Source organism: Burkholderia sp. RF4-BP95 (assembly GCF_001521985.1).
Taxonomy (GTDB): domain Bacteria; phylum Pseudomonadota; class Gammaproteobacteria; order Burkholderiales; family Burkholderiaceae; genus Burkholderia; species Burkholderia diffusa.
Genome location: NZ_LOSX01000090.1, coordinates 15,172 through 35,151 on the forward strand (window position 1 = coordinate 15,172; position 19,980 = coordinate 35,151).

At 65.7% G+C, this 19,980-nt stretch carries 14 protein-coding genes and 1 pseudogene; 11 read left to right on the plus strand and 4 right to left on the minus strand.

Features of this window, described 5'->3' with window-relative positions; translation table 11 throughout:
- Positions 1 to 10: 10 nt before the first annotated feature.
- From WS46_RS29630 to WS46_RS29675, 10 genes are all read left to right on the plus strand, one after another.
- On the plus strand, positions 11 to 202 hold the full coding sequence (locus WS46_RS29630) for a DUF2964 family protein (protein ID WP_059537270.1): 192 nt from the start codon (positions 11 to 13) through the stop codon (positions 200 to 202).
- A 683-nt stretch (positions 203 to 885) separates the two neighbouring features.
- Positions 886 to 4,665 (plus strand): nitrate reductase subunit alpha, encoded by a 3,780-nt coding sequence (locus tag WS46_RS29635; RefSeq protein WP_059692771.1) that lies wholly within the window; start codon positions 886 to 888, stop codon positions 4,663 to 4,665.
- On the plus strand, positions 4,662 to 6,191 hold the full coding sequence (gene narH / locus WS46_RS29640; protein WP_059692774.1) for a nitrate reductase subunit beta: 1,530 nt from the start codon (positions 4,662 to 4,664) through the stop codon (positions 6,189 to 6,191). Before WS46_RS29635 ends, narH begins: the two co-directional genes overlap by 4 nt.
- Positions 6,188 to 6,883 carry a nitrate reductase molybdenum cofactor assembly chaperone gene (gene narJ, locus WS46_RS29645; RefSeq protein WP_059692777.1) on the plus strand — a complete coding sequence of 232 codons (696 nt, stop codon included), beginning with the start codon at positions 6,188 to 6,190 and terminating at the stop codon, positions 6,881 to 6,883. The genes narH and narJ overlap by 4 nt, the downstream gene beginning before the upstream one ends.
- A gap of 24 nt (positions 6,884 to 6,907) precedes the next feature.
- A complete protein-coding gene (narI, locus tag WS46_RS29650) occupies positions 6,908 to 7,591 on the plus strand; it encodes a respiratory nitrate reductase subunit gamma (RefSeq protein WP_059692779.1) in 684 nt (227 codons plus the stop codon).
- 9 nt (positions 7,592 to 7,600) lie between these two features.
- The gene (locus WS46_RS29655) at positions 7,601 to 8,389 is read left to right on the plus strand and encodes a peptidylprolyl isomerase (RefSeq protein ID WP_059692781.1); all 789 of its coding nucleotides are present in this window, start codon (positions 7,601 to 7,603) and stop codon (positions 8,387 to 8,389) included.
- Positions 8,390 to 8,404: 15 nt separating this feature from the next.
- Positions 8,405 to 9,670, plus strand: a complete 1,266-nt coding sequence (locus tag WS46_RS29660) for a nitrate/nitrite transporter (RefSeq protein ID WP_059692784.1) — start codon at positions 8,405 to 8,407, stop codon at positions 9,668 to 9,670.
- A gap of 98 nt (positions 9,671 to 9,768) precedes the next feature.
- Positions 9,769 to 11,505 carry a site-specific integrase gene (locus tag WS46_RS29665; protein ID WP_059692787.1) on the plus strand — a complete coding sequence of 579 codons (1,737 nt, stop codon included), beginning with the start codon at positions 9,769 to 9,771 and terminating at the stop codon, positions 11,503 to 11,505.
- Between the two features lie 90 nt (positions 11,506 to 11,595).
- Positions 11,596 to 11,919 carry a TfoX/Sxy family protein gene (locus tag WS46_RS29670; protein WP_059692790.1) on the plus strand — a complete coding sequence of 108 codons (324 nt, stop codon included), beginning with the start codon at positions 11,596 to 11,598 and terminating at the stop codon, positions 11,917 to 11,919.
- A 60-nt stretch (positions 11,920 to 11,979) separates the two neighbouring features.
- Positions 11,980 to 12,891: a hypothetical protein gene (locus WS46_RS29675; protein WP_059692792.1), complete on the plus strand. Its 912-nt coding sequence runs from the start codon at positions 11,980 to 11,982 to the stop codon at positions 12,889 to 12,891.
- 31 nt (positions 12,892 to 12,922) lie between these two features.
- Here the strand turns inward: WS46_RS29675 and WS46_RS36960 are convergent.
- Positions 12,923 to 13,165, minus strand: a pseudogene (locus WS46_RS36960) (branched-chain amino acid ABC transporter substrate-binding protein); the annotation flags it as partial.
- 385 nt (positions 13,166 to 13,550) lie between these two features.
- Here WS46_RS36960 and WS46_RS29685 point away from each other — a divergent pair.
- Positions 13,551 to 14,975 carry a PLP-dependent aminotransferase family protein gene (locus WS46_RS29685; RefSeq protein WP_059692798.1) on the plus strand — a complete coding sequence of 475 codons (1,425 nt, stop codon included), beginning with the start codon at positions 13,551 to 13,553 and terminating at the stop codon, positions 14,973 to 14,975.
- A 251-nt stretch (positions 14,976 to 15,226) separates the two neighbouring features.
- On the opposite strand, the gene WS46_RS29690 is transcribed toward WS46_RS29685, so the two are convergent.
- From WS46_RS29690 to WS46_RS29700, 3 genes are all read right to left on the minus strand, one after another.
- Positions 15,227 to 16,708, minus strand: a complete 1,482-nt coding sequence (locus WS46_RS29690) for an MFS transporter (protein ID WP_059692799.1) — start codon at positions 16,706 to 16,708, stop codon at positions 15,227 to 15,229.
- A 48-nt stretch (positions 16,709 to 16,756) separates the two neighbouring features.
- Complete coding sequence (locus WS46_RS29695) at positions 16,757 to 17,353, minus strand: TetR/AcrR family transcriptional regulator (protein WP_059692800.1); 597 nt, start codon at positions 17,351 to 17,353, stop codon at positions 16,757 to 16,759.
- A gap of 353 nt (positions 17,354 to 17,706) precedes the next feature.
- Positions 17,707 to 19,869 (minus strand): hypothetical protein, encoded by a 2,163-nt coding sequence (locus WS46_RS29700; protein WP_179949199.1) that lies wholly within the window; start codon positions 19,867 to 19,869, stop codon positions 17,707 to 17,709.
- Positions 19,870 to 19,980 lie beyond the last annotated feature (111 nt).

Genomic DNA, 19,980 nt, shown 5'->3' on the forward strand with positions numbered 1-19,980 from the left:
GCGGCGCGCGATGATACGTCGTCAATACCGGATCGTCGTCGCGGCGATCGCCGTATTCGTGTCGCTCGCGGGGATGATGGCCGTGGTGACGGGGCTGCTGTTCGACGAAACGATCGCGCTGCGCGGCGGCGCGGTCGCGTTGATCGTCGGCGTGGCCGGCTTCGTCATCATGCTCAACCCGGGGCCGAAAGGCGAGGGGTGACGCGCGGCACTTCCCCGGTTTCATGCAGGACCGGCACCGCAGCAGCATCGCCGGTCCGTCTTTCCGCGTCTCTCCGTCCGTCATGTCCGGCGCATTCGCGCCATCCTGCCCGGCCGGCATCTCCCTCGCCGGCATCTCCCATCTCATCGATTCCGCATCAGGCAGCGCACGCTTCGATTGAATGACGCGCGCGTGCACGAGCACGCCGCTTCTCATCTCATCTCATCGCGGCGGTCGAGTCCTGTCCTCGCCGTTTTCCTTCGGTGGCATGCCCGTATTGATCCGGCCTGGCACGGCAGCCGGTCGCGCGCATGCGGCCGCGACTCGTGCGTGATTGCATCGCGCCGCGAAAACGCGTGACGTTGCAACACTGCGGCGCTCATGCATAAACGCGTGATCGAGCGCCGGCCTGTAACCCGTCAAACCCTGACGCAAAAGTCCGGTGCCGAGCATGCCATTGGCACGCCTGTATCCATCCCCATTTCGCAACGATGCGTGCAGGTGCAACGATATCGTGATTTGTATCAAGTCGTGATATGTCGATCCGCAAGAGAATTCATTCGACCCGGACGCAAGGGATGGAAGCGAACGCAACGAGCCGATTGCCGAGCGTCCCTCGCATCCGGGATATCACTTCCTTAAATACTCAGGGTCTGCCAAAAGACCGGAAAGACGAGATCCCCATGAGCCATTTCCTGGATAGATTGCGTTATTTCTCCACCACGAGGCCAACCTTCTCCGACGGACACGGCGCCGTCACGGACGAGGACCGCAAATGGGAAGACGGCTATCGGCTGCGCTGGCAGCACGACAAGATCGTCCGTTCGACCCACGGGGTGAACTGCACGGGTTCGTGTTCGTGGAAGGTCTATGTGAAAGGCGGGATCGTCACCTGGGAAACCCAGCAGACCGATTACCCGCGCACGCGCCCCGACATGCCGAACCACGAACCGCGCGGCTGCTCGCGCGGCGCTTCGTACTCCTGGTATCTGTATAGCGCGAACCGCCTCAAGCATCCGATGGTGCGCAGCGCGCTGGTGAAGCTGTGGCGCGAACGCCGCCGCACCCTCGCGCCCGTCGACGCATGGCGATCGATCGTCGAGGACGACGACGCGCGGCGCTCGTACCAGAGCCGGCGCGGGCTCGGCGGCTTCGTGCGCGCGAGCTGGGATGAGGTCAACGAGATCGTTGCGGCCGCAAACGTTTACACGGTCGAGCGGCACGGCCCCGATCGCGTCGTCGGCTTCTCGCCGATCCCGGCGATGTCGATGGTGTCGTACGCGGCCGGCTCGCGCTACCTTTCGCTGATCGGCGGCGTGTGCCTGAGCTTCTACGACTGGTATTGCGACCTGCCGCCCGCGTCGCCGCAGACCTGGGGCGAGCAGACCGACGTGCCGGAATCGGCCGACTGGTACAACTCGACGTTCATCATGATGTGGGGCTCCAACGTCCCGCAGACCCGCACGCCCGACGCGCACTTCCTCGTCGAGGCGCGCTATCGCGGCACGAAGGTCGTGTCGGTGTTCCCCGATTACTCGGAAGGCGCGAAGTTCGGCGATCTGTGGTTGCATCCGAAGCAGGGCACCGACGCGGCGCTCGCGCTCGCGATGGGTCACGTGATCCTGAAGGAGTTCCACCTCGCAGGTAAAAGCGACTATTTCATCGACTACTGCAAGCGCTATACCGACATGCCGGCGCTCGTGCGCCTCGTGCCGCACGGCGACGGCTACGTGCCCGAGCGCCTCGTGCGTGCGTCCGATTTCGACGACGCGCTCGACGAGGCCGCGCATCCCGAGTGGAAGACCGTGATGATCGACGACGCGACCGGGGAATTCGTCGTGCCGGTCGGCTCGATCGGCTTCCGCTGGGGGCAGCAGGCCAAGGACGGAGCGAGCGACAAGGGCAAGTGGAACCTGCGCGGCGAGACGTCGAAGGGCGCGGCGCTGTCGCCGCGGCTGTCCTGCGCGGCCGAGCACGACGACGTGGTCGACGTGCTGTTTCCGTACTTCGGCAACCAGCCGCACGCGCATTTCAACTCGACGCAGCACGGCTCCGAGCTGTCGCGCCGGATCGGCGTGCGGCGCGTGGCGACGCGCGACGGCGAGATGCTGGTCGCGACCGTCTACGACCTGTTCGTCGCGAACTACGGGCTCGACCAGGGGCTGGGCGGCCGCGACGTGGCCGCGAGCTACGACGACGATCTTCCGTATACGCCGGCGTGGCAGGAAACGATCACGGGCGTGAAGCGCTTGGACGTGATCTCGGTCGCGCGGCAGTTCGCGGAGAACGCGCACAAGACGCAAGGCAAGTCGATGGTGATCATCGGCGCGGGGATCAACCACTGGTTCCACATGGACATGTCGTACCGCGCGATCATCAACATGCTGATCATGTGCGGATGCGTCGGCAAGCCGGGCGGCGGCTGGTCGCATTACGTGGGCCAGGAGAAGCTGCGTCCGCAGACTGGCTGGACCGCACTCGCGTTCGCGCTCGACTGGAATCGGCCGCCACGCCACATGAACGCGACGTCGTTCTTCTACGCGCACACCGATCAGTGGCGCTACGACACGATGGACCCGGGCGCGCTGCTGTCGCCGCTCGCGGACAAGACGCAGTTCCACGGTTCGCCGATCGACTACAACGTGCGCGCCGAACGGATGGGCTGGCTGCCGTCCGCGCCGCAGCTCGCGGTGAATCCGCTGAAGGTCGGTGCGAGTCTCGGCGACCTCGCTCAGGCCGGCGCCGATGTCGCGCGGCAACTGAAGGCCGGCATGCTGCGGATGGCGTGCGAAGACCCGGATTCCCCCGACAACTTCCCGCGCAATCTGTTCGTGTGGCGTTCGAACCTGCTCGGTTCGTCGGGCAAGGGCCACGAGTATTTCCTGAAGCATCTGCTCGGCACGACCAACGGCGTGCAGGGCGACGACCTCGGCGCGACGGGCGGCGCGCGCCCCGAGGAAGTGAAGTGGCACGACGAAGCGCCGCGCGGCAAGCTCGACCTGCTCGTCACGCTCGACTTCCGGATGTCGACCACCTGCATGTATTCGGACGTCGTGCTGCCGACCGCGACGTGGTACGAGAAGGACGACATGAACACGTCCGACATGCACCCGTTCATCCATCCGCTGTCGGCTGCGGTCGATCCCGCGTGGGAATCGAAGAGCGACTGGGAGATCTTCAAGGGGATCGCGAAGCGCTTCTCCGAGCTGTGCGATGGGCATCTCGGTGTCGAACGCGACGTCGTACTCGCGCCGATCGCGCACGATACGCCGGGCGAACTCGCACAGCCGTTCGACGTGCAGGACTGGAAGCGCGGCGAATGCGAGCCGGTGCCGGGCCGCACGATGCCGGCGGTGATCGCCGTCGAGCGCGATTATCCGAACACCTATGCGCGCTTCACGTCGCTCGGCCCGCTGATGGACAAGCTCGGCAACGCGGGCAAGGGCATCGGCTGGGACACGAAGGATGAAGTGAAGCTGCTGGGCGCACTCAACTACACAGTCGCTCATGGCGCCGCGCAAGGGCGCCCGCGCATCGACACCGCGCTCGACGCAGCCGAGGTGATTCTCGCGCTCGCGCCGGAAACCAACGGCGAAGTCGCGGTGAAGGCATGGCGCGCGCTGTCGGGCATCACCGGTATCGATCACACGCATCTGGCCGCCGCGCGCGCGGACGAGAAGATCCGCTTCCGCGACATCCAGGCGCAACCGCGCAAGATCATCTCGTCGCCGACGTGGAGCGGGATCGAATCCGAACACGTGTCGTACAACGCCGGTTACGTGAACGTGCACGAGCTGGTGCCGTGGCGCACGCTGACGGGCCGTCAGCAGCTTTACCAGGATCACGCGTGGATGCGCGCGTTCGGCGAGTCGCTGTGCGTGTACAAGCCGCCGATCGACACGGGCAGCTACGCGCACATGGTCGGCAAGCGCTCGAACGGCAACCCCGAGCGTGTGCTGAACTTCCTGACACCGCATCAGAAGTGGGGGATTCACAGCACGTATACGGACAACCTGCTGATGCTGACGCTGTCGCGCGGCGGCCCGATCGTGTGGATGTCGGAGGACGACGCGAAGGCGATTGGCGCCGTCGATAACGACTGGATCGAGTGCTACAACTCGAACGGCGCATTGTGCGCGCGGGCGGTCGTGAGCCAGCGGATTCCGTCCGGGATGGTGATGATGTACCACGCGCAGGAAAAGATCGTGAACACGCCGGGCTCCGAGATCACCGGCACGCGCGGCGGCATTCACAACTCGGTCACGCGCATCGCGCTGAAGCCGACCCACATGATCGGCGGCTACGCGCAGCTGTCGTACGGCTTCAACTATTACGGCACGGTCGGCTCGAATCGCGACGAGTTCCTGATCGTGCGGAAGATGAGCAAGATCGACTGGCTCGACGGCGAGGACACCGCGGTCGACCCGACAACACAGGCCGTACGGGATGGAGAAACGTCATGAAGGTACGCGCACAGATCGCGATGGTGCTGAACCTCGACAAATGCATCGGGTGCCATACCTGCTCGGTGACCTGCAAGAACGTGTGGACCAGCCGCGAAGGGATGGAGTACGCATGGTTCAACAACGTCGAGACGAAGCCGGGCATTGGCTACCCGAAGGACTGGGAGAATCAGGAGCGCTGGCGCGGCGGCTGGCAGCGCCGTGCGGACGGGCGGATCGAGCCGCGTCTGGGCGGCAAGTGGCGGCTGCTGGCACAGATTTTCGCGAACCCGCACCTGCCCGAGATCGACGATTACTACGAGCCGTTCACGTTCGACTACGGCCATCTTCAGGACGCGGGCAACACGCGCGCGATGCCGGTCGCGCGACCGCGTTCGCTGATCAGCGGCCAGCGGCTCGAGAAGATCGAGTGGGGTCCGAACTGGGAGGAAATCCTCGGCGGCGAGTTCGAGAAGCGCGCGAAGGACACCAACTTCGAGGCGGTGCAGAAGGAGATCTACGGACAGTTCGAGAACACCTTCATGATGTACCTGCCGCGCCTTTGCGAGCACTGCCTGAATCCGGCGTGCGTCGCCTCGTGCCCGTCGGGCTCGATCTACAAGCGCGAGGAAGACGGCATCGTGCTGATCGACCAGGACAAGTGCCGCGGCTGGCGCATGTGCGTGTCGGGTTGCCCGTACAAGAAGATCTACTACAACTGGCAGAGCGGCAAGGCCGAGAAGTGCATCTTCTGCTATCCGCGCATCGAGGCCGGCCAGCCGACCGTGTGTTCGGAAACCTGCGTGGGCCGCATTCGCTACCTCGGCGTGCTGCTGTACGACGCCGACAGGATCAGCGAAGCCGCGAGCGCGGAGAACGAGAAGGACCTGTACGAAGCGCAGCTATCGCTGTTCCTCGATCCGGAGGACCCCGCCGTGATCGGGCAGGCCGAGCGCGACGGCGTGCCGGCCGCGTGGCTCGACGCCGCGCGCCGCTCGCCGACCTACAAGATGGCGATCGACTGGAAGATCGCGTTCCCGCTGCATCCGGAATACCGGACGTTGCCGATGGTCTGGTACGTGCCGCCGCTGTCGCCGATCAACTCGGCCGCGAACAGCGGCGCGCTCGGGATGAACGGCTATCTGCCGGACGTCGAATCGCTGCGCATCCCGCTGCGTTATCTGGCGAACTTGCTGACGGCCGGCGACGAGGCGCCCGTGAAGCGCGCGCTCGAACGGCTGCTCGCGATGCGTGCGTTCATGCGCGCGCGTCACGTCGACGGCATCGATGCGCGCGGCGTGCTCGACCAGGTCGGTCTGTCGCTCGCGCAGGTCGAGGAGATGTACCGCTATCTCGCGATCGCGAATTACGAGGATCGCTTCGTGATCCCGACGACGCACCGCGAGTATGCGGAGAACGCATACGACCTGCGCGCGTCGTGCGGTTTCTCGTTCGGCAACGGCTGTTCCGACGGCCGTTCGGAGGGCAGCCTGTTCAGCTCGAAGAAGGGCACGAAAACCATTCCGATCCATGAGGCGTCCCGATGAGCACCGCATCCGATCCGACCTATGCAGCGTTCGCGGTGCTGCTCGACTATCCCGACGAAGCGCTCATCGACGTGCTCGATTCGATCGAAGCTCACCTGCGCGAAAACGTGCGCGTGCCGAAGGCGGTGCGCGCGGGCCTCGACCGCTTCTTCGCCTACGTGCGCGAGCGCGACCTGTTGACGCTGCAGGAGAACTACGTCGCGCTGTTCGATCGCGGCCGCGCGACGTCGCTGCATCTGTTCGAGCACGTGCACGGCGAATCGCGCGACCGCGGGCAGGCGATGGTCGACCTGCTGCAGATGTACGAGCGGCACGGGCTGACGTTGAACCCGGGCGAGCTGCCCGACTACCTGCCCGTGTTCCTCGAATACCTGTCGCGGCTGCCGGCGGCCGATGCGCGCAACCTGCTCGGCGAGACCGGCGAGATCCTGCGCGCGCTGGCCGGCCAGCTCGCGCGGCGCGGCAGCCATTACAGCTTCGTCGTCGGCGCGCTGCTGCCGATGGCCGGCCTCGCGCCGGTCGACGCGCCGGCGGCCGCGGACGACGACGTCGCCGCCGAACGGCCGAGTGCCGACGATTACCGCGCGCTCGACGCGTCGTATGCGGACGAGGCGGTGCGCTTCGTCGGCGCGGCAACGCCGGCCGAGCAGACGGTGCGGTTCCACGACAAGCGGCCGGCCCGCGGCGCGTAAGCGCGGGCCCAACTGGGGAAAGACATGAACGCTTATTTGCATCAGTTTCTGTTCGGGATCTATCCGTACATCTGTCTCGCGGTGCTGCTGGTCGGCAGCCTGATCCGCTTCGATCGCGAGCAGTACACGTGGAAGAGCGATTCGTCGCAGCTTTTGCGCCACGGGATGCTGCGGCTCGGCAGCAACCTGTTCCACTGGGGCGTGCTGGTCGTCGTGCTCGGGCACTTCGGCGGCTTCCTCGCGCCTCACTGGCTCGTGTCGCCGTTCCTGTCGGCGTCCGGGCACCAGCTCGTCGCGATGGTGGCGGGCGGTGCGGCCGGCGTCGCGGCGATCATCGGGCTGACGATCCTGATCTGGCGACGCCTCGGCGACCCGCGCATTCGCAAGAACAGTCGCAAGTCCGACATCGTGATCGTGCTGATGCTGTGGGTGCAGCTCGCGCTCGGGCTCGGCACCGTCGTGCTGTCGACGCGCCACATGGACGGCGTGATGTTCGAGCAGCTCACCGACTACGTGAAGGGCGTCGTCACGTTCCGGCCGGACATCGCGAGTCTGCTGGCCGGCGTGCCGCTGACATACCGGCTGCATATGCTGCTGGGCTTCACGATCTTCCTCGTGTCGCCGTTCACGCGGATGGTGCACATCTGGAGCGGCATCGCGTCGGTCGCGTACCTGATCCGGCCGTACCAGCTCGTGCGCAAGCGCTGAGGAGGCCATATGAACGAGGTTCTATCCGAAGTCGCGGCGGTGCCGCTGACGATCAACGGCATTGCGATCGACGATGCGGCCATCGCGGCCGAGGCCGCGCATCACGGCGACGCGCCCGATCCGCTCGACGCGGCACGGCATGCGCTCGCGGTGCGCGAATTGCTGCGGCAGCGTGCGGTGTCGCTCGCGCTGATCGACGAAGGCGCATCGCTCGACGATGCGGCAGTCGACGCATTGCTCGAACGCGAGCTGACGCACGTGCCCGAACCGGTTCGCACCGATTGCGAGCGCTATTACGCGCAGCATCCGGCACGCTTTCGCCGCAACGACATCGTGTATGCAAGCCACGTGCTGTTCGCGGTGACCGACCGCGTGCCGCTCGCCCCGCTGCGGCAGCGCGCGGAACGTGCGCTCGCCGACGTGGTGGCCGCACCCGACACGTTCGAAGCGGTCGCGCGCGCGTCGTCGAACTGTCCGTCGGCGCAAGTCGGCGGCAGCCTCGGACAACTCCTGCGCGGCGACACCGTGCCGGAATTCGAGACCGCGCTGTTCGACACGGACGGGCTCGGCGTGCTGCCGAAGCTCGTCAACACCCGCTTCGGCTTCCACATCGTGCGCATCGAGCGCCGCGTGCCGGGCGACGTGGTGCCGTTCGACGAGGCCGCCGGCCAGATCGCCGCGTACCTGTCGGAACGCGTGCGGCAACGGGCGATGCGGCAGTACGTGGCGATACTCGCGGGCGGCGCGCGGGTCGAAGGCGTGACCTTCGACGGCGCGAACGGGCCGCTCGTCCAATGAAACGAGGTTTTGTGTATGGCAACTCAACAAGGTAACGTCGGCCCGGCCGCGGACACGCAGGCCATCCCGCTGCGCGCGTGGTCGGTGCTGGCCGCGAGCACGCTCGCGTTCATGGTGTGTTTCGTCGTGTGGATGATGTTCGGCGTGCTCGGCGTGCAGCTGCGCACCGATCTCGGCCTGAACAGCACGGAATTCGGGCTGCTCACGTCGACGCCCGTGCTGACCGGCGCGCTGATGCGCTTGCCGCTCGGCACGTGGACCGACCGCTTCGGCGGCCGCATCGTGATGACGGTGCTGCTCGTCGTGTGCGCGATTCCCGTCTACATCGTCAGCTATGCGACGCAGCTCTGGCAGTTCCTCGTGATCGGGCTGTTCCTCGGCTGTGTCGGCGCGTCGTTCGCGGTCGGCACGCCGTACGTCGCGCGCTTCTTCCCGCCGAAGCGGCGCGGGCTCGCGATGGGCGTGTTCGGTGCGGGCACGTGCGGCGCGGCGGTCAACCTGTTCGTCACGCCGCTGCTGCTGTCCGCTTATGGCTGGCGTTTCGTGCCGCGCGTCTACGCGGTTGCATTGCTCGTCACGGCCGCGATCTTCTGGGTCGCGTCGGCGCCCGATCCGGGGGCGGGCAAACGAGGCGGATCGATACTCGACGCGTTCAAGGTGCTGCGCGATCCGCGCGTGTGGCGGCTCTGCCAGTACTACTCGATCACGTTCGGCGGCTTCACCGCGCTGTCGCTGTGGATCCCGCAGTACCTGAAGAGCGAATACGGGATGTCGCTCGTGATGGCCTCCGCGTTCGCGGCGGGCTTCTCGCTGCCGGGCTCCGTGCTGCGCGCGCTCGGCGGCGCGCTGTCCGACCGCTTCGGCGCGCATGCGGTCACCTGGTGGGGGCTGTGGGTCGCGTGGATCTGCCTGTTCCTGCTGTCGTATCCGGCGACCGACTTCGTGATTCACACGATCGACGGCACCGCGTCGCTGAATCTGTCGATGCCGGTGGCAGGCTTCGTCGCGCTGACCTTCGTGCTCGGTGCGGTGTTCGCGTTCGGGATGGCGTCGACCTTCAAGTACGTCGCCGACGATTTCCCGGACAACATGGGCGTCGTCACGGGCATCGTCGGCCTCGCGGGCGGGCTCGGCGGCTTCCTGCTGCCGATCCTGTTCGGCTTGCTGCTCGACCTGCTGCGCGTGCGCACGACCTGCTTCATGTTCCTGTACGGGATCGTCTGGGTGTCGCTGATCCTGATCTATCTGTCCGAGGTGCGGCGTACGCCCGTGACGGGCTGAGCGTTCGTGCGCGATGCCGGTAGCCGCCGGCGTCGCGCACGCATCTTGCAGCGCGCCGGGCGTTTTCGAGCGTCCGCAGTTCTGTCAAACTGGCGCCCATGACACCGCGCCTCGCCTTACCGCCTTCCTCCGATTCCTCACCTGCACCAGCAGGCTTCCCCGACGCCGACGAACTGGCCGCGCTGCGCGCGTGGTACGCGGGCATGACCGTGCGTCAGGCGGTCGAACGCTATCTGCCCGACCGGCTCGGCGAACGGCGGTCGGCGCGCGGCGTGATCGGCGGGATTCGTCGCCGCCTCGTGCGCGTCGCGCGGCAGGTCGGGCGGCCCGATCTCGCCGAGCAGCTCGCGCATGCCGACAGCGCGCGCGTCCAGATGGCGAAGGCCGCGACCGATGCGATCGGCCTGCTGCGTCATGCGCGTGCGCCGGTGCCGCAAATCAGCGATGACATCGGCTTGTGGCTGCCCGCACGCGCGGTCGTCGCGCTGCGTGCGCACGGGATCGCGACGCTCGCCGACCTGACCGTGCGGATTCCGCGGCGGCGTCAGTGGTGGCGCGCAATAGCGGGGCTCGGCATGGCGAGCGCGCGGCATATCGAGACGTTCTTTTCCGCGCATCCGGACCTGACCGAGCGGGCGCGCGCGCTGATCGCGGCGACGCCGCGCAGCGCCATCGTGCCGTGGGAGCAACTGAAGCTGCCGCACGAGGTCGACGGGTCGGCCGGCACGTTCCGCGCGCCGCGCGCGACCAGCACGCTCGACGCGGACAACGATTACGCGGCCGTGCACGCTTGGCTGTCGCTGCACGAATCGGCCGCGACGCGCCGCGCGTACCGGAAGGAGGCCGAGCGGCTGATCCTGTGGGCGATCGTCGAGCGCGGGCGCGCGCTGTCGTCGCTGACCACCGAGGATGCGGTCGCGTATCGCGCGTTCCTGCGCAACCCGACGCCGCACGAACGCTGGATCGGCCCGGTGCGGCCGCGCGGCGCGCCGGACTGGCGGCCGTTTTCGGGCGGATTGTCCGCGCGTTCGGCCGCGTACACGCTGTCGGTCCTCGGCGCGCTGTTCCGCTGGCTGATCGAGCAGCGCTATCTGCTCGCGAATCCGTTCGCGGGCGTCAAGGTGCGCGATACGCGCGGCGCGAATGCGCTGGACACGTCGCATGCGTTCACCGAAGGCGAGTGGCTGCTCGTGCGCACGATCGCGGACGGGCTCGAGTTTCGCAAGGGCAAGCCGTCCGGCGCATCGCAGTCCGGCTGGACGCCGGCGGCCGCGCAACGGCTGCGCTTCATCCTCGATTTCGGCTATGCGACCGGGCTGCGTGCGAGCGAACTGGTCGGCGCGACGCTCGGCGACATCGAAACGGACGCGCACGGCGATGCGTGGCTGAAACTGATCGGCAAGGGCAGCAAGGCCGCGCGCGTCGCGCTGCCGCCGCTCGCGCGCACGGCGCTCGATCGTCATCTGGTCGCGCGGCGGCTGCCGGTGACGCCGGTGCGCTGGCGTCCCGATACGCCGCTGATTCCGAGCCTTGCGGAAGACGGGGCGGCCGGGATCACGAGCGTGCGGCTGTGGAAGGTGATGCAGCGTTTCTTCACGCAGACGGCCGCGCTCGTCGACGACGACAACCCGGCACTCGCGCAGAAGTTGCGCCAGGCGAGCCCGCACTGGATGCGTCATACGCATGCGACGCATGCGCTCGCGCGCGGCGCGGAGCTGACGACGGTGCGCGACAACCTGCGGCACGCGTCGATTTCGACGACGTCGATTTATCTGCACGGCGACGACGTGAAGCGGGCGCGGCAGATGTCGAGTGCGTTTTCGGCTGACAAATGAGCAGGGCGCACGCGTGATCGCGTGGGATTCGAACGGAACGGCACCGCGTCGGTGACGGTCAGAAGGGTTATTCGGTAATGGAGCGGATGGATGGCATCGAGTCAGGGAACCGTCGATTTCGTCGTCGAGCAGATGGCTGCGGCGGGCGCCGTGTCGGCGCGCAAGATGTTCGGCGAATACGGCATCTACTGCGACGGCAAGATGGTCGCGCTGGTGTGCGACGACCGGTTGTTCGTCAAGCCGACGCCTGACGGGCGTGCGTTTCTCGGCACCTGCGACGAAGCGCCACCGTATCCGACGGCGAAACCGCATCTCGTCATCGGGGGCGAGCGCTGGGACGACCGCGAATGGCTGTCGACGTTGATCCGGATCACGGCTGCGCAACTGCCGCTGCCTGTGAAGCGTGGTCGATAGCGGCCGGCGTATTCTGTGAAACATGTGCGCGACAATCGCGCCACCTGCTGGAGCACAAGAATGGAGACATCCGAACATCCGCCAGCACCGCGCTACGCGCGCCGCGCATGGCACGCGCTCGTCGCGGCCCTGTGCCTCGGCTGGAGCGCGCTGTCGTTCGGCGCGGACGGCGCGGCCGCGCTGCTCGACCGCTATCACAGCCTCGGCGAGCAACTGAAGAACAACTCGTTCCATCGCCCGCTGTACCTCGAATCGTCCGAGGCGTCTTCGTCGCTGAAGGGCGACATCTACGCGGTCGTCGACTATCCGTTCTCCGTCGTGAACGGCAAGCTCAACGACCCCGCGCAAGGCCCCGCGAACTGGTGCGCGGTGCTGATCCTGCACCTGAACACGAAGTACTGTCGTGCGTCGACCGGCAGCGACGGCCCGGTGCTCGACGTGAACCTCGGCCGCAAGATCGAGCAGAAGCTGTCGGATACCTATCGCGTGCAGTTCCGCTACCGCGTGGCCGCCGCGACACCCGACTATTTCCAGGTCGACCTGGCTGCCGACAGCGGCCCGATGGGCACGAAGGACTACCGGATCGTGCTGGAAGCGGTGCCGGTCGGCGGATCGCGCACGTTCCTGCACCTCACGTATTCGTACGGCTTCGGCGCGGTCGGCCGCATGGCGATGAAGACCTACCTCTCGACGGTCGGCAGCGACAAGGTCGGGTTCACGGCGGCCAGCGGCGCATCGGCGGCGCAGCCGCAGTACATCGGCGGCGTGCGCGGATTGCTGGAGCGCAACACGATGCGCTACTACCTCGCGATCGACACGTATCTCGCGACGCTCGACAAGCCGCTCGACCAGCGCCTTGCGCGCTGGTTCGACGCGACCGAGCAGTATCCGAAGCAACTGCACGAAGTCGAGCGCGGCGCGTATCTGCAGATGAAAGCGCAGGAGGTGCAGCGGCAACAGGCGGAGCGATGACGCCGCCCGCTGCCGGGCTGCCCGGCGTCGATCAGTTCGACGCGCCGCCGACCGTGCGAATGCTGTGCCACTGCCCCTGTTCGACGCGGAACAGCGTGTAGGGCGGCTTGATCAGGTCGCCGCGCTCGTCGAACGAGATCTTCCCCGTTACGCCCGTGACCGACACACCGGGCAGGCTCGCGACGATCTTGCCGCGGTCGACCGAATCGGCCTTGCGGACCGCCGCGATCATCGCGAGCGCCGCGTCGTACGCGAACGGCGCATACAGCTCGATCTTGCCGGATGCCGCAGACGCGACCGCGAACTGCGCGACCACACGGTACCGCCTTCGAATCCGCGGCCACCGCATCCATTTCCCAGCCTCTGCGTCAAATCGTAAGACGTACAGTTCGCCCGAAGTCGCGAATTCGCGCCGAACTGTACTCTTGTGTGCATATCCGATGTGTGTACTCCGCATCAACTGTTCTGCTCTTACGATTCCATCATCAAGTGCACAGTGCCGCAGACCCAGACATCACGGGCCTGACGGCGCATCTTCAAAAGCGAGCCACGACGATGGAAAAGGCAAAACCGGAGGGAGCAATCAGGCATCACGACAGCCCGGTCGGCGGGCGGCACATGCACGGATCGGGCGTGCGCAGGCCGGCGGAGAGCATGCGATGAAGCTCTACGAAAAACTCGCGGACGACATCGAACGCCTGATCCGCCAGGGCGTGTACCGGCACGGCGACCGGATTCCGTCGGTGCGGCAGGCGAGCCAGCAGCACCGGATCAGCATCACGACCGTGCTGCACGCATATCTGCTGCTCGAAAGCCGCGGACTGCTGGAAAGCCGTCCGCAGTCGGGCTACTTCGTGAACCTGCGTCGCGACGACAACCACGCGCCGGTGCGCGAACTGCGGCCGTCGAAGCCGATCGCGATTTCGTCGTCGGTCGACATGAGCCGGCTCGTGCTGTCGACGCTGCGCTCGATCGGCACCGACGACGCGGTGCCGCTCGGTTCGCCGTATCCGGACCCGAGCCTCTTTCCGTTCGAGAAGCTGAACCGCTACGCGTATGCGGCCGGCCGGGACAAGTCGCTGTGGGGCGTGACCGACGGGCTGCCGCCCGGCCATCCGCGTCTGATCCGGCAGATCGCACGACGCTACCTGGAAAACGGGATGTCGGTCGATCCGAACGAGATCATCGTGACGGTCGGTGCGACCGAGGCGATCAACCTGTGCCTGCAGGCGGTCGCGAAACCGGGCGACACGATCGCGGTCGAGTCGCCGACGTTCTACGCGATGCTGCACGCGATCGAGCGGATGGGGATGAAGGCGATCGAGGTCGCGACGCATCCGGAATACGGGATCGATATCGCCGCGCTGGCGGCGATCGCAAAGTCGCAGCCGATCGCCGCGTGTATGGTGATGCCCAATTTTCAGAATCCGCTGGGCTTCCAGATGCCCGACGAGCGCAAGCGCGAACTGGTGGAATTCGCGACTCGCGTCGACATGCCGCTCATCGAGAACGGTGTGTATAACGAACTGTATTTCGGCGAGTCGCATCCGAGCACGCTGAAGTCCTGCGATCGCAACGGGATCGTGCTGCATTGCGCATCGTTCTCGAAGAGCCTGACGGCGGCTTACCGGGTCGGCTGGGCGTTGCCGGGCCGCTATCGCGATCAGGTCGAGAAGCTGAAGTTCCTGAACACGCTGGCCACGCCGTCGCTGCCGCAGCTCGCGATCGCCGAGTTTCTCGAACGCGACGGCTACGAGCATCACCTGCGACGCTTGCGCAAGGCATATGCGCAGCAGGCGAACCTGATGCGCGCGATGGTGTCGCGATTCTTCCCGGAAGGCACGCGCATCTCGAGCCCGGCCGGCGGCTACGTGCTGTGGGTCGAGTTGCCGGCGCAGGTCGACGCGATGCGGCTGTATCAGCTCGCGCTGGAGCAGGGAATCACGATCGGCCCCGGCTACATGTTCTCGATCACCGACAACTACCGGAACTTCGTCCGGCTGAACTACAGCAGCGCGTGGTCGCCGGAGATCGAGCAGGCGGTGATCGCGGTCGGGAAGCTCGCGGCGTCGTGCATGCGCTAAGGCTGGCGGCGTCGGTGGCGTGGGGCGCATTGCGCTCGGCGCGTCCATGGCGCGCGGCGTTGAGCGTCGCCGCCGCCGCGAACGTGTTGCAGGCAGAAGTCGCGTGCGGCCGGCTTTGTGGGGAAGCGGTGAGCGCGCTGCTGACGGAGGGCGCATCCGCCGTCACGCGTGTCGCGAGTCGCGCGCCGCATGACGGCCCGCGCCTGTCCGCGCGGGAAATCGACGTGCTGCGCGCGATTTCGCGCCCTGCATCACGGCCGGTTGCGTTCGGTGCCGAACGTCGCTCGGGCGTGGGAACGGGTAGCGGGGCGCCCCGCGGGTGTCCGCCCGAGCGAGATGCCCAATCCCGCGCCGATGCTCAGGAAGAACGCGATACCGAGAATCGCGACGATGAACGCGTGCGCGATCGCAGCGGGATCCTGACGCGAGCCGAGGACCGTATAGAAAATTCCGCCGATGATCGCGACGCTGAGCGACGTGCTGACCTGCAGGGTCGAACTGGCGATGCCGGCGATCATGCCCGACAGCGCCGGTGCGACACGGCCAGTGACCATTCGCATCAGCGTCGGCAGCGCGAGCCCTTGCCCGAAGCCGATGATGAACAGAACGGCGGCAAGCGGGATCGTGGCGAGCGGCATGCCGAGCGGCGTCGCGGCGATCAACCCGGCCAGGCCGACGAGGCCGACGACCTCGAGGCCCATGCCGAACGGATTGACGTACGCGCCGAGAACGCGTGAGCAGTGCGGCGTCGACAAGGGCCCGAGCAGAAAGCCCACGCCGAACGGCAGGAACACGAGGCCCGCGCTCAGCGCATCGACGTGCAACGCGCTTTGCAGATAGATCGAAAACAGCAGGAAGAACGCGCCGATCGAGTACAGCAACAGCGCGATCAGCAGCGCGCGGCCCAGCCCCGGCGCGCGCAGCGCGGCCGGATCGAGCAGCGGGGCGCCGCCGCTGCGGGCGAGCCGGCTCTCGTAGCGCCAGAACAACCATGCGAGCGCCGGTACCGCCATCAGCGACATCCAGGCCAATAGCGGCCAGCCTGCGTCACGCCCTTCGATCAACGGCACGACCAGCGCGCCGAGCGTTGCCATCGACAGCGCCGTGCCGCCGAGGTCGAGCTTGCGTGCATGCTGCGCGCGCGTTTCCTTCAGCAGCGGGATGCCGAACAGCACGACCAGGATCGCCAGCGGCAGGTTGACGAGGAAGATCGTCCGCCAGCCGAGATTGAACAGATTCAGCGAAATCAGGATGCCGCCCAGTGCCTGCCCGACGACCGCGGCGAGCCCGAAGACCGCGCCATAAAGGCTGAGAGCGAGCGGCTTTTCCGATTCGGGGAAGATCGCCTGGATCGACGCGAGCGCCTGCGGCGCCATGACGGCCGCCGTCAGCCCCTGCAACGCCCGGCCCGCGATCAGTGTCCACGGCGAACTCGCGAGGCCGCATAGCGCAGATGCCGTCGCGAATCCGATCAGTCCGAGAAAGAACATGCGTCCCCGCCCGAACAGGTCTCCCAGCCGGCCGCCGGTAATCAGCGTTACGGCATACAGGCCGGCGTACGACGAGATGACGAATTGCTCGGCCGAAGACGACGCGCCCAATTCCCCCCGGATCGACGGCAGCGCGACATTGACGATGAAGAAGTCCAGCGGAGGCAGGAATGCGCCGACGAGCAGGACCGAGAACATTGCCCAGCGGCGCGGGTCCGGCGAGACGGAATCGTTGCGGGTCATGGGTGAGCCTCCATATGGGACCAATCAGTTCCAAATTGGCCAAAAAAATTAATCGAGAACGCGCATCGTGTTGTCGACGAGCGCGAGCATGTCCGCTTCCGATACGCCGGTTTTGCCCAGCACGCGCATTCCCTCGACCTGACAGACCAGGAAACGCGCGAGCGCCTGTTCGTCGCGTTCGGCCATCTCGCCGCTTGCCTGCCCGCGCACGATCGCGCCGGCATAAAGCTGCTGCAAACGCCGGAACATGCGTGCCGTGCGTTCCGCGACATCCGGATCGCGGGCCGCCATTTCGGTAGTCATCGCGATCGCGAGGCATCCGCGTCGGCCTGCCTCGCCGACGGAAAGGCGCGCATAGCGCAGCAGCGAATCGCGAATGGCGTCCTTCACCGTGCCCGGCTGCGACAGGATGTCGGCGGTTGCCTTGAGCCCGTCGGCCATATACAGGTCCAGCGCCGCCAGCAGCAGCCCTTTCTTGTCGCCGAACGCCTTGTAGAGGCTGCCGCGCGACAAGCCGGTGCCGGCAATCAGATCCGGCAGCGACGCGCCTTCGTAGCCGCGGTCCCAGAAGACTTGCATCGCGTCGCGCGCGGCATCGTCCAGTTCGAATTCGCGCGGACGTCCAAGACCGGTCGGATGTGCCATGGGTGAGATCTCCTGCAATTTGGCGTCAGTATATGGACTGATCAGTTCCTATGTCAACGCGTGGATCCGGCCGGGAGGGGGATGAACGCCTTCGGACGATCATGCGGGCAACCATCCTCGATCGAACCGGGACGGGCAAAAAAGGCTCTTCGTGGATTTTCGTGGTCGTCGTTTGTCGACCCATTGCCGCCAGTCGGACCCGCGTGGTTCGAACGGCCGGTAACGGAGTGGAGCAGCCGGACCGCGCCTGAATTATCGCGCTCGTGTTGGTCATTGCCGACGTGGCGATACGGGGCGGTGCGTTGGCTGCAAGTGCGTCACTTCTCACCGTCAATGAATAACTCCTTCCGCCCCTAAGCGGAATTGTCTTTGCTCACTCGCTTCGACCTCTTAGGGACGGATTTGGGACGTTTGACAAGATGAACGCAACTAGAGACATCGATTGCGCAGAGTTCTGGCTGCGGGCCTGCAGTTGATTCACTTCGGATACGCGCAGCCAAAGCACGCAGCCGCTCCACCACCGCCCCGAAGTTCAGGAAAGTGCCATCGGACAGCTCCCAGCCTTTTGGACGCGGTTTCTGGTGCACCAGAAGGAGGATGCCTTCCCGACCATCTTGTCCGCGTAAATACTGGCCGCATAGCTGCTTGATGAGCGCGTCATCAAGCTGCTGCATCGTCCAGCTTTCCGCAACCTTGATTTCAGTAGCCACATTCGCGTCGCTGACCTTCGCCCGGAGTCGCAAGTCTGGCTCCTTCTCGTCCGCAACCCGTACCTCGCGCTCAATCGAATAGGATGCTCCCTGCGCCTGTCTTAGTCGATCTGCCAACCAATTCTGTACAGCCGCTTCGTCAGGCAGCGCGCTCAAGGTGGTGCCTTGCTGGAAATCACCGTGAACAAGGTCGTGTTGCAGATCTTCCAGCCGCTGCAGCGCCACAACTTGTAGTTCCCGTCCGGTCACCGGCTGCCGTTCATACTGCTGCTCAACGCGGAAGGGCTCATCGGCGGCCCAGATTGTGTGCTCCGCATCATTGGCTGCCCGTTCCTGTGCCAGCGCGAGCAGGCGCGATCGAGCCACCGGAAAACCGGGTGCCTCCATTAGACGCAGGATCGCGGAATATGTGGCATGCCCTGGCATAGTAACCAGAGCATTGAATGCGGTGGAGCGGGCCTCCTGCGCCTCGTCACGTTCGTCTGGCGAATATACGCCCTTATTCGTGCGATCCCGGTCATCTTCCATTCGCACAGTGCTGTATGCGAGCAGGACCAGGCGTTCCAGCGTTGCTACGTCGAGACGCGCTTGGGACGGTGCAGAGAGCGACCACCGAGAACCGAAAATCTGTGGCAACACATGCTCCACGAGCGCTCTTTTCTCCGCTTCGCCCATCACATCGAGCTTCGCTTTCAGGCAGTCCGTCGCATCTTGCGCATTGATGGCATATGCAACGCCTAGGTATTGCGCACTGACCCGCGGCTCCGCAGACGACCGGAATCTGGCTAGCACCAGCTCGTAGAGCGCTTGCTTCCAGTCGCCGGACAGGCCACCCTTTAGGATGAACAGCAACGGCCGCAGTGCAGCCCTGCTCAAGTCAGGTCGTGCGTTCAGTTCTCGCATCAGGGCCGGTGACATCAGGCGCACTAGGCTTTCATCGCTTCGGCTGATCGCATCAAGTATCGTGTAATGTCCTTCCGGCGTGGACTCGTCCAGGTTGCTCACCACCTCTCGCACTAACACGTCTTCTACCGCGTTCGGCCATGTCGCTACCAATGCTGCGATCCACTCGGGAAACCCGTTGAGTTCCAGCGTCGCATATTCAGAGGCGCGAATCGCCTGTTGTTCAGTCAGGTGCTGCGCCCAATCGCTCCGCCCTGCTGCTTCAATCGAAATTCCCGTGATGCCTAGGCAATCAATGGTGCTGACAAGATTGCGCTCGCTGGGCGGACGCGCGCTGCGCAGTGTCGGCTTCCAGGCTCGCCAAATTTCCGGCAGCCCGGCAGCAAACGCCGCCGCCACCTCCTCGCCGACAAGCTCTCGGATGGGCTCGACGCTATCGATCGCGTAACGCGAGTTACTAGGAGTGGCCTGGTTGAGCAGCTGCCAAAGGCTGTACATCCGGCCATCAACGCTCGTTGTTGTGGTGAGGTTCAGTCGACGCAGTTGCTCGGGATTTGCTCGCAGATCCTCGATAAAAGCAATCCAAGACCGCTCCTGCTCGGACCTCTTGCGCTCGGCTTCCCTCATGCTCTCTGCCAGCTCTTCCTCGCTCTTGATTTCTTCCGCCGACTTCATGCGCGGCGTCATCCATTCAACATAGGCGGCCTGCATCTCCGCGTCCGTCACTGCAACGCTGGCAAGGCGTGCCTTCAGCACCTCAGACTCACCGGATGTGGACCAAAGATTAAGCGCCGAATTGATGGCCAGTTGCCGCTCAGTCGCGTGCGTCCGAGATGCACCGTCGAGCAGAAGCCAGTCAATGTCGTCGAGCACCAGGCTCGAAGACCAGCCGAGGACCTCCATCTGGAAACGATGGAGCAAAGCAATGGGCGTCCCATTAGGCAGTATGACTTCGCGTGAGGTAGAGGGCTGGCCTGCGGTGGGGAAGCAAACGCGGGTTAGCATTGCTGCCAG

What these genes read in the sequence shown, in the direction of transcription:
- WS46_RS29675 (WP_059692792.1), top strand. Translation starts at nt 11,980, where the DNA reads ATGGAGACATCCGAACATCCGCCAGCACCGCGCTACGCGCGCCGCGCA.
- WS46_RS29630 (WP_059537270.1), top strand. Translation starts at nt 11, where the DNA reads ATGATACGTCGTCAATACCGGATCGTCGTCGCGGCGATCGCCGTATTC.
- WS46_RS29635 (WP_059692771.1), top strand. Translation starts at nt 886, where the DNA reads ATGAGCCATTTCCTGGATAGATTGCGTTATTTCTCCACCACGAGGCCA.
- WS46_RS29695 (WP_059692800.1), bottom strand. Translation starts at nt 17,353, where the DNA reads ATGGCACATCCGACCGGTCTTGGACGTCCGCGCGAATTCGAACTGGAC.
- WS46_RS29670 (WP_059692790.1), top strand. Translation starts at nt 11,596, where the DNA reads ATGGCATCGAGTCAGGGAACCGTCGATTTCGTCGTCGAGCAGATGGCT.
- WS46_RS29660 (WP_059692784.1), top strand. Translation starts at nt 8,405, where the DNA reads ATGGCAACTCAACAAGGTAACGTCGGCCCGGCCGCGGACACGCAGGCC.
- WS46_RS29690 (WP_059692799.1), bottom strand. Translation starts at nt 16,708, where the DNA reads ATGACCCGCAACGATTCCGTCTCGCCGGACCCGCGCCGCTGGGCAATG.
- narI (WP_059692779.1), top strand. Translation starts at nt 6,908, where the DNA reads ATGAACGCTTATTTGCATCAGTTTCTGTTCGGGATCTATCCGTACATC.
- WS46_RS29685 (WP_059692798.1), top strand. Translation starts at nt 13,551, where the DNA reads ATGAAGCTCTACGAAAAACTCGCGGACGACATCGAACGCCTGATCCGC.
- WS46_RS29700 (WP_179949199.1), bottom strand. Translation starts at nt 19,869, where the DNA reads ATGGAGGTCCTCGGCTGGTCTTCGAGCCTGGTGCTCGACGACATTGAC.
- narH (WP_059692774.1), top strand. Translation starts at nt 4,662, where the DNA reads ATGAAGGTACGCGCACAGATCGCGATGGTGCTGAACCTCGACAAATGC.
- WS46_RS29655 (WP_059692781.1), top strand. Translation starts at nt 7,601, where the DNA reads ATGAACGAGGTTCTATCCGAAGTCGCGGCGGTGCCGCTGACGATCAAC.
- WS46_RS29665 (WP_059692787.1), top strand. Translation starts at nt 9,769, where the DNA reads ATGACACCGCGCCTCGCCTTACCGCCTTCCTCCGATTCCTCACCTGCA.
- narJ (WP_059692777.1), top strand. Translation starts at nt 6,188, where the DNA reads ATGAGCACCGCATCCGATCCGACCTATGCAGCGTTCGCGGTGCTGCTC.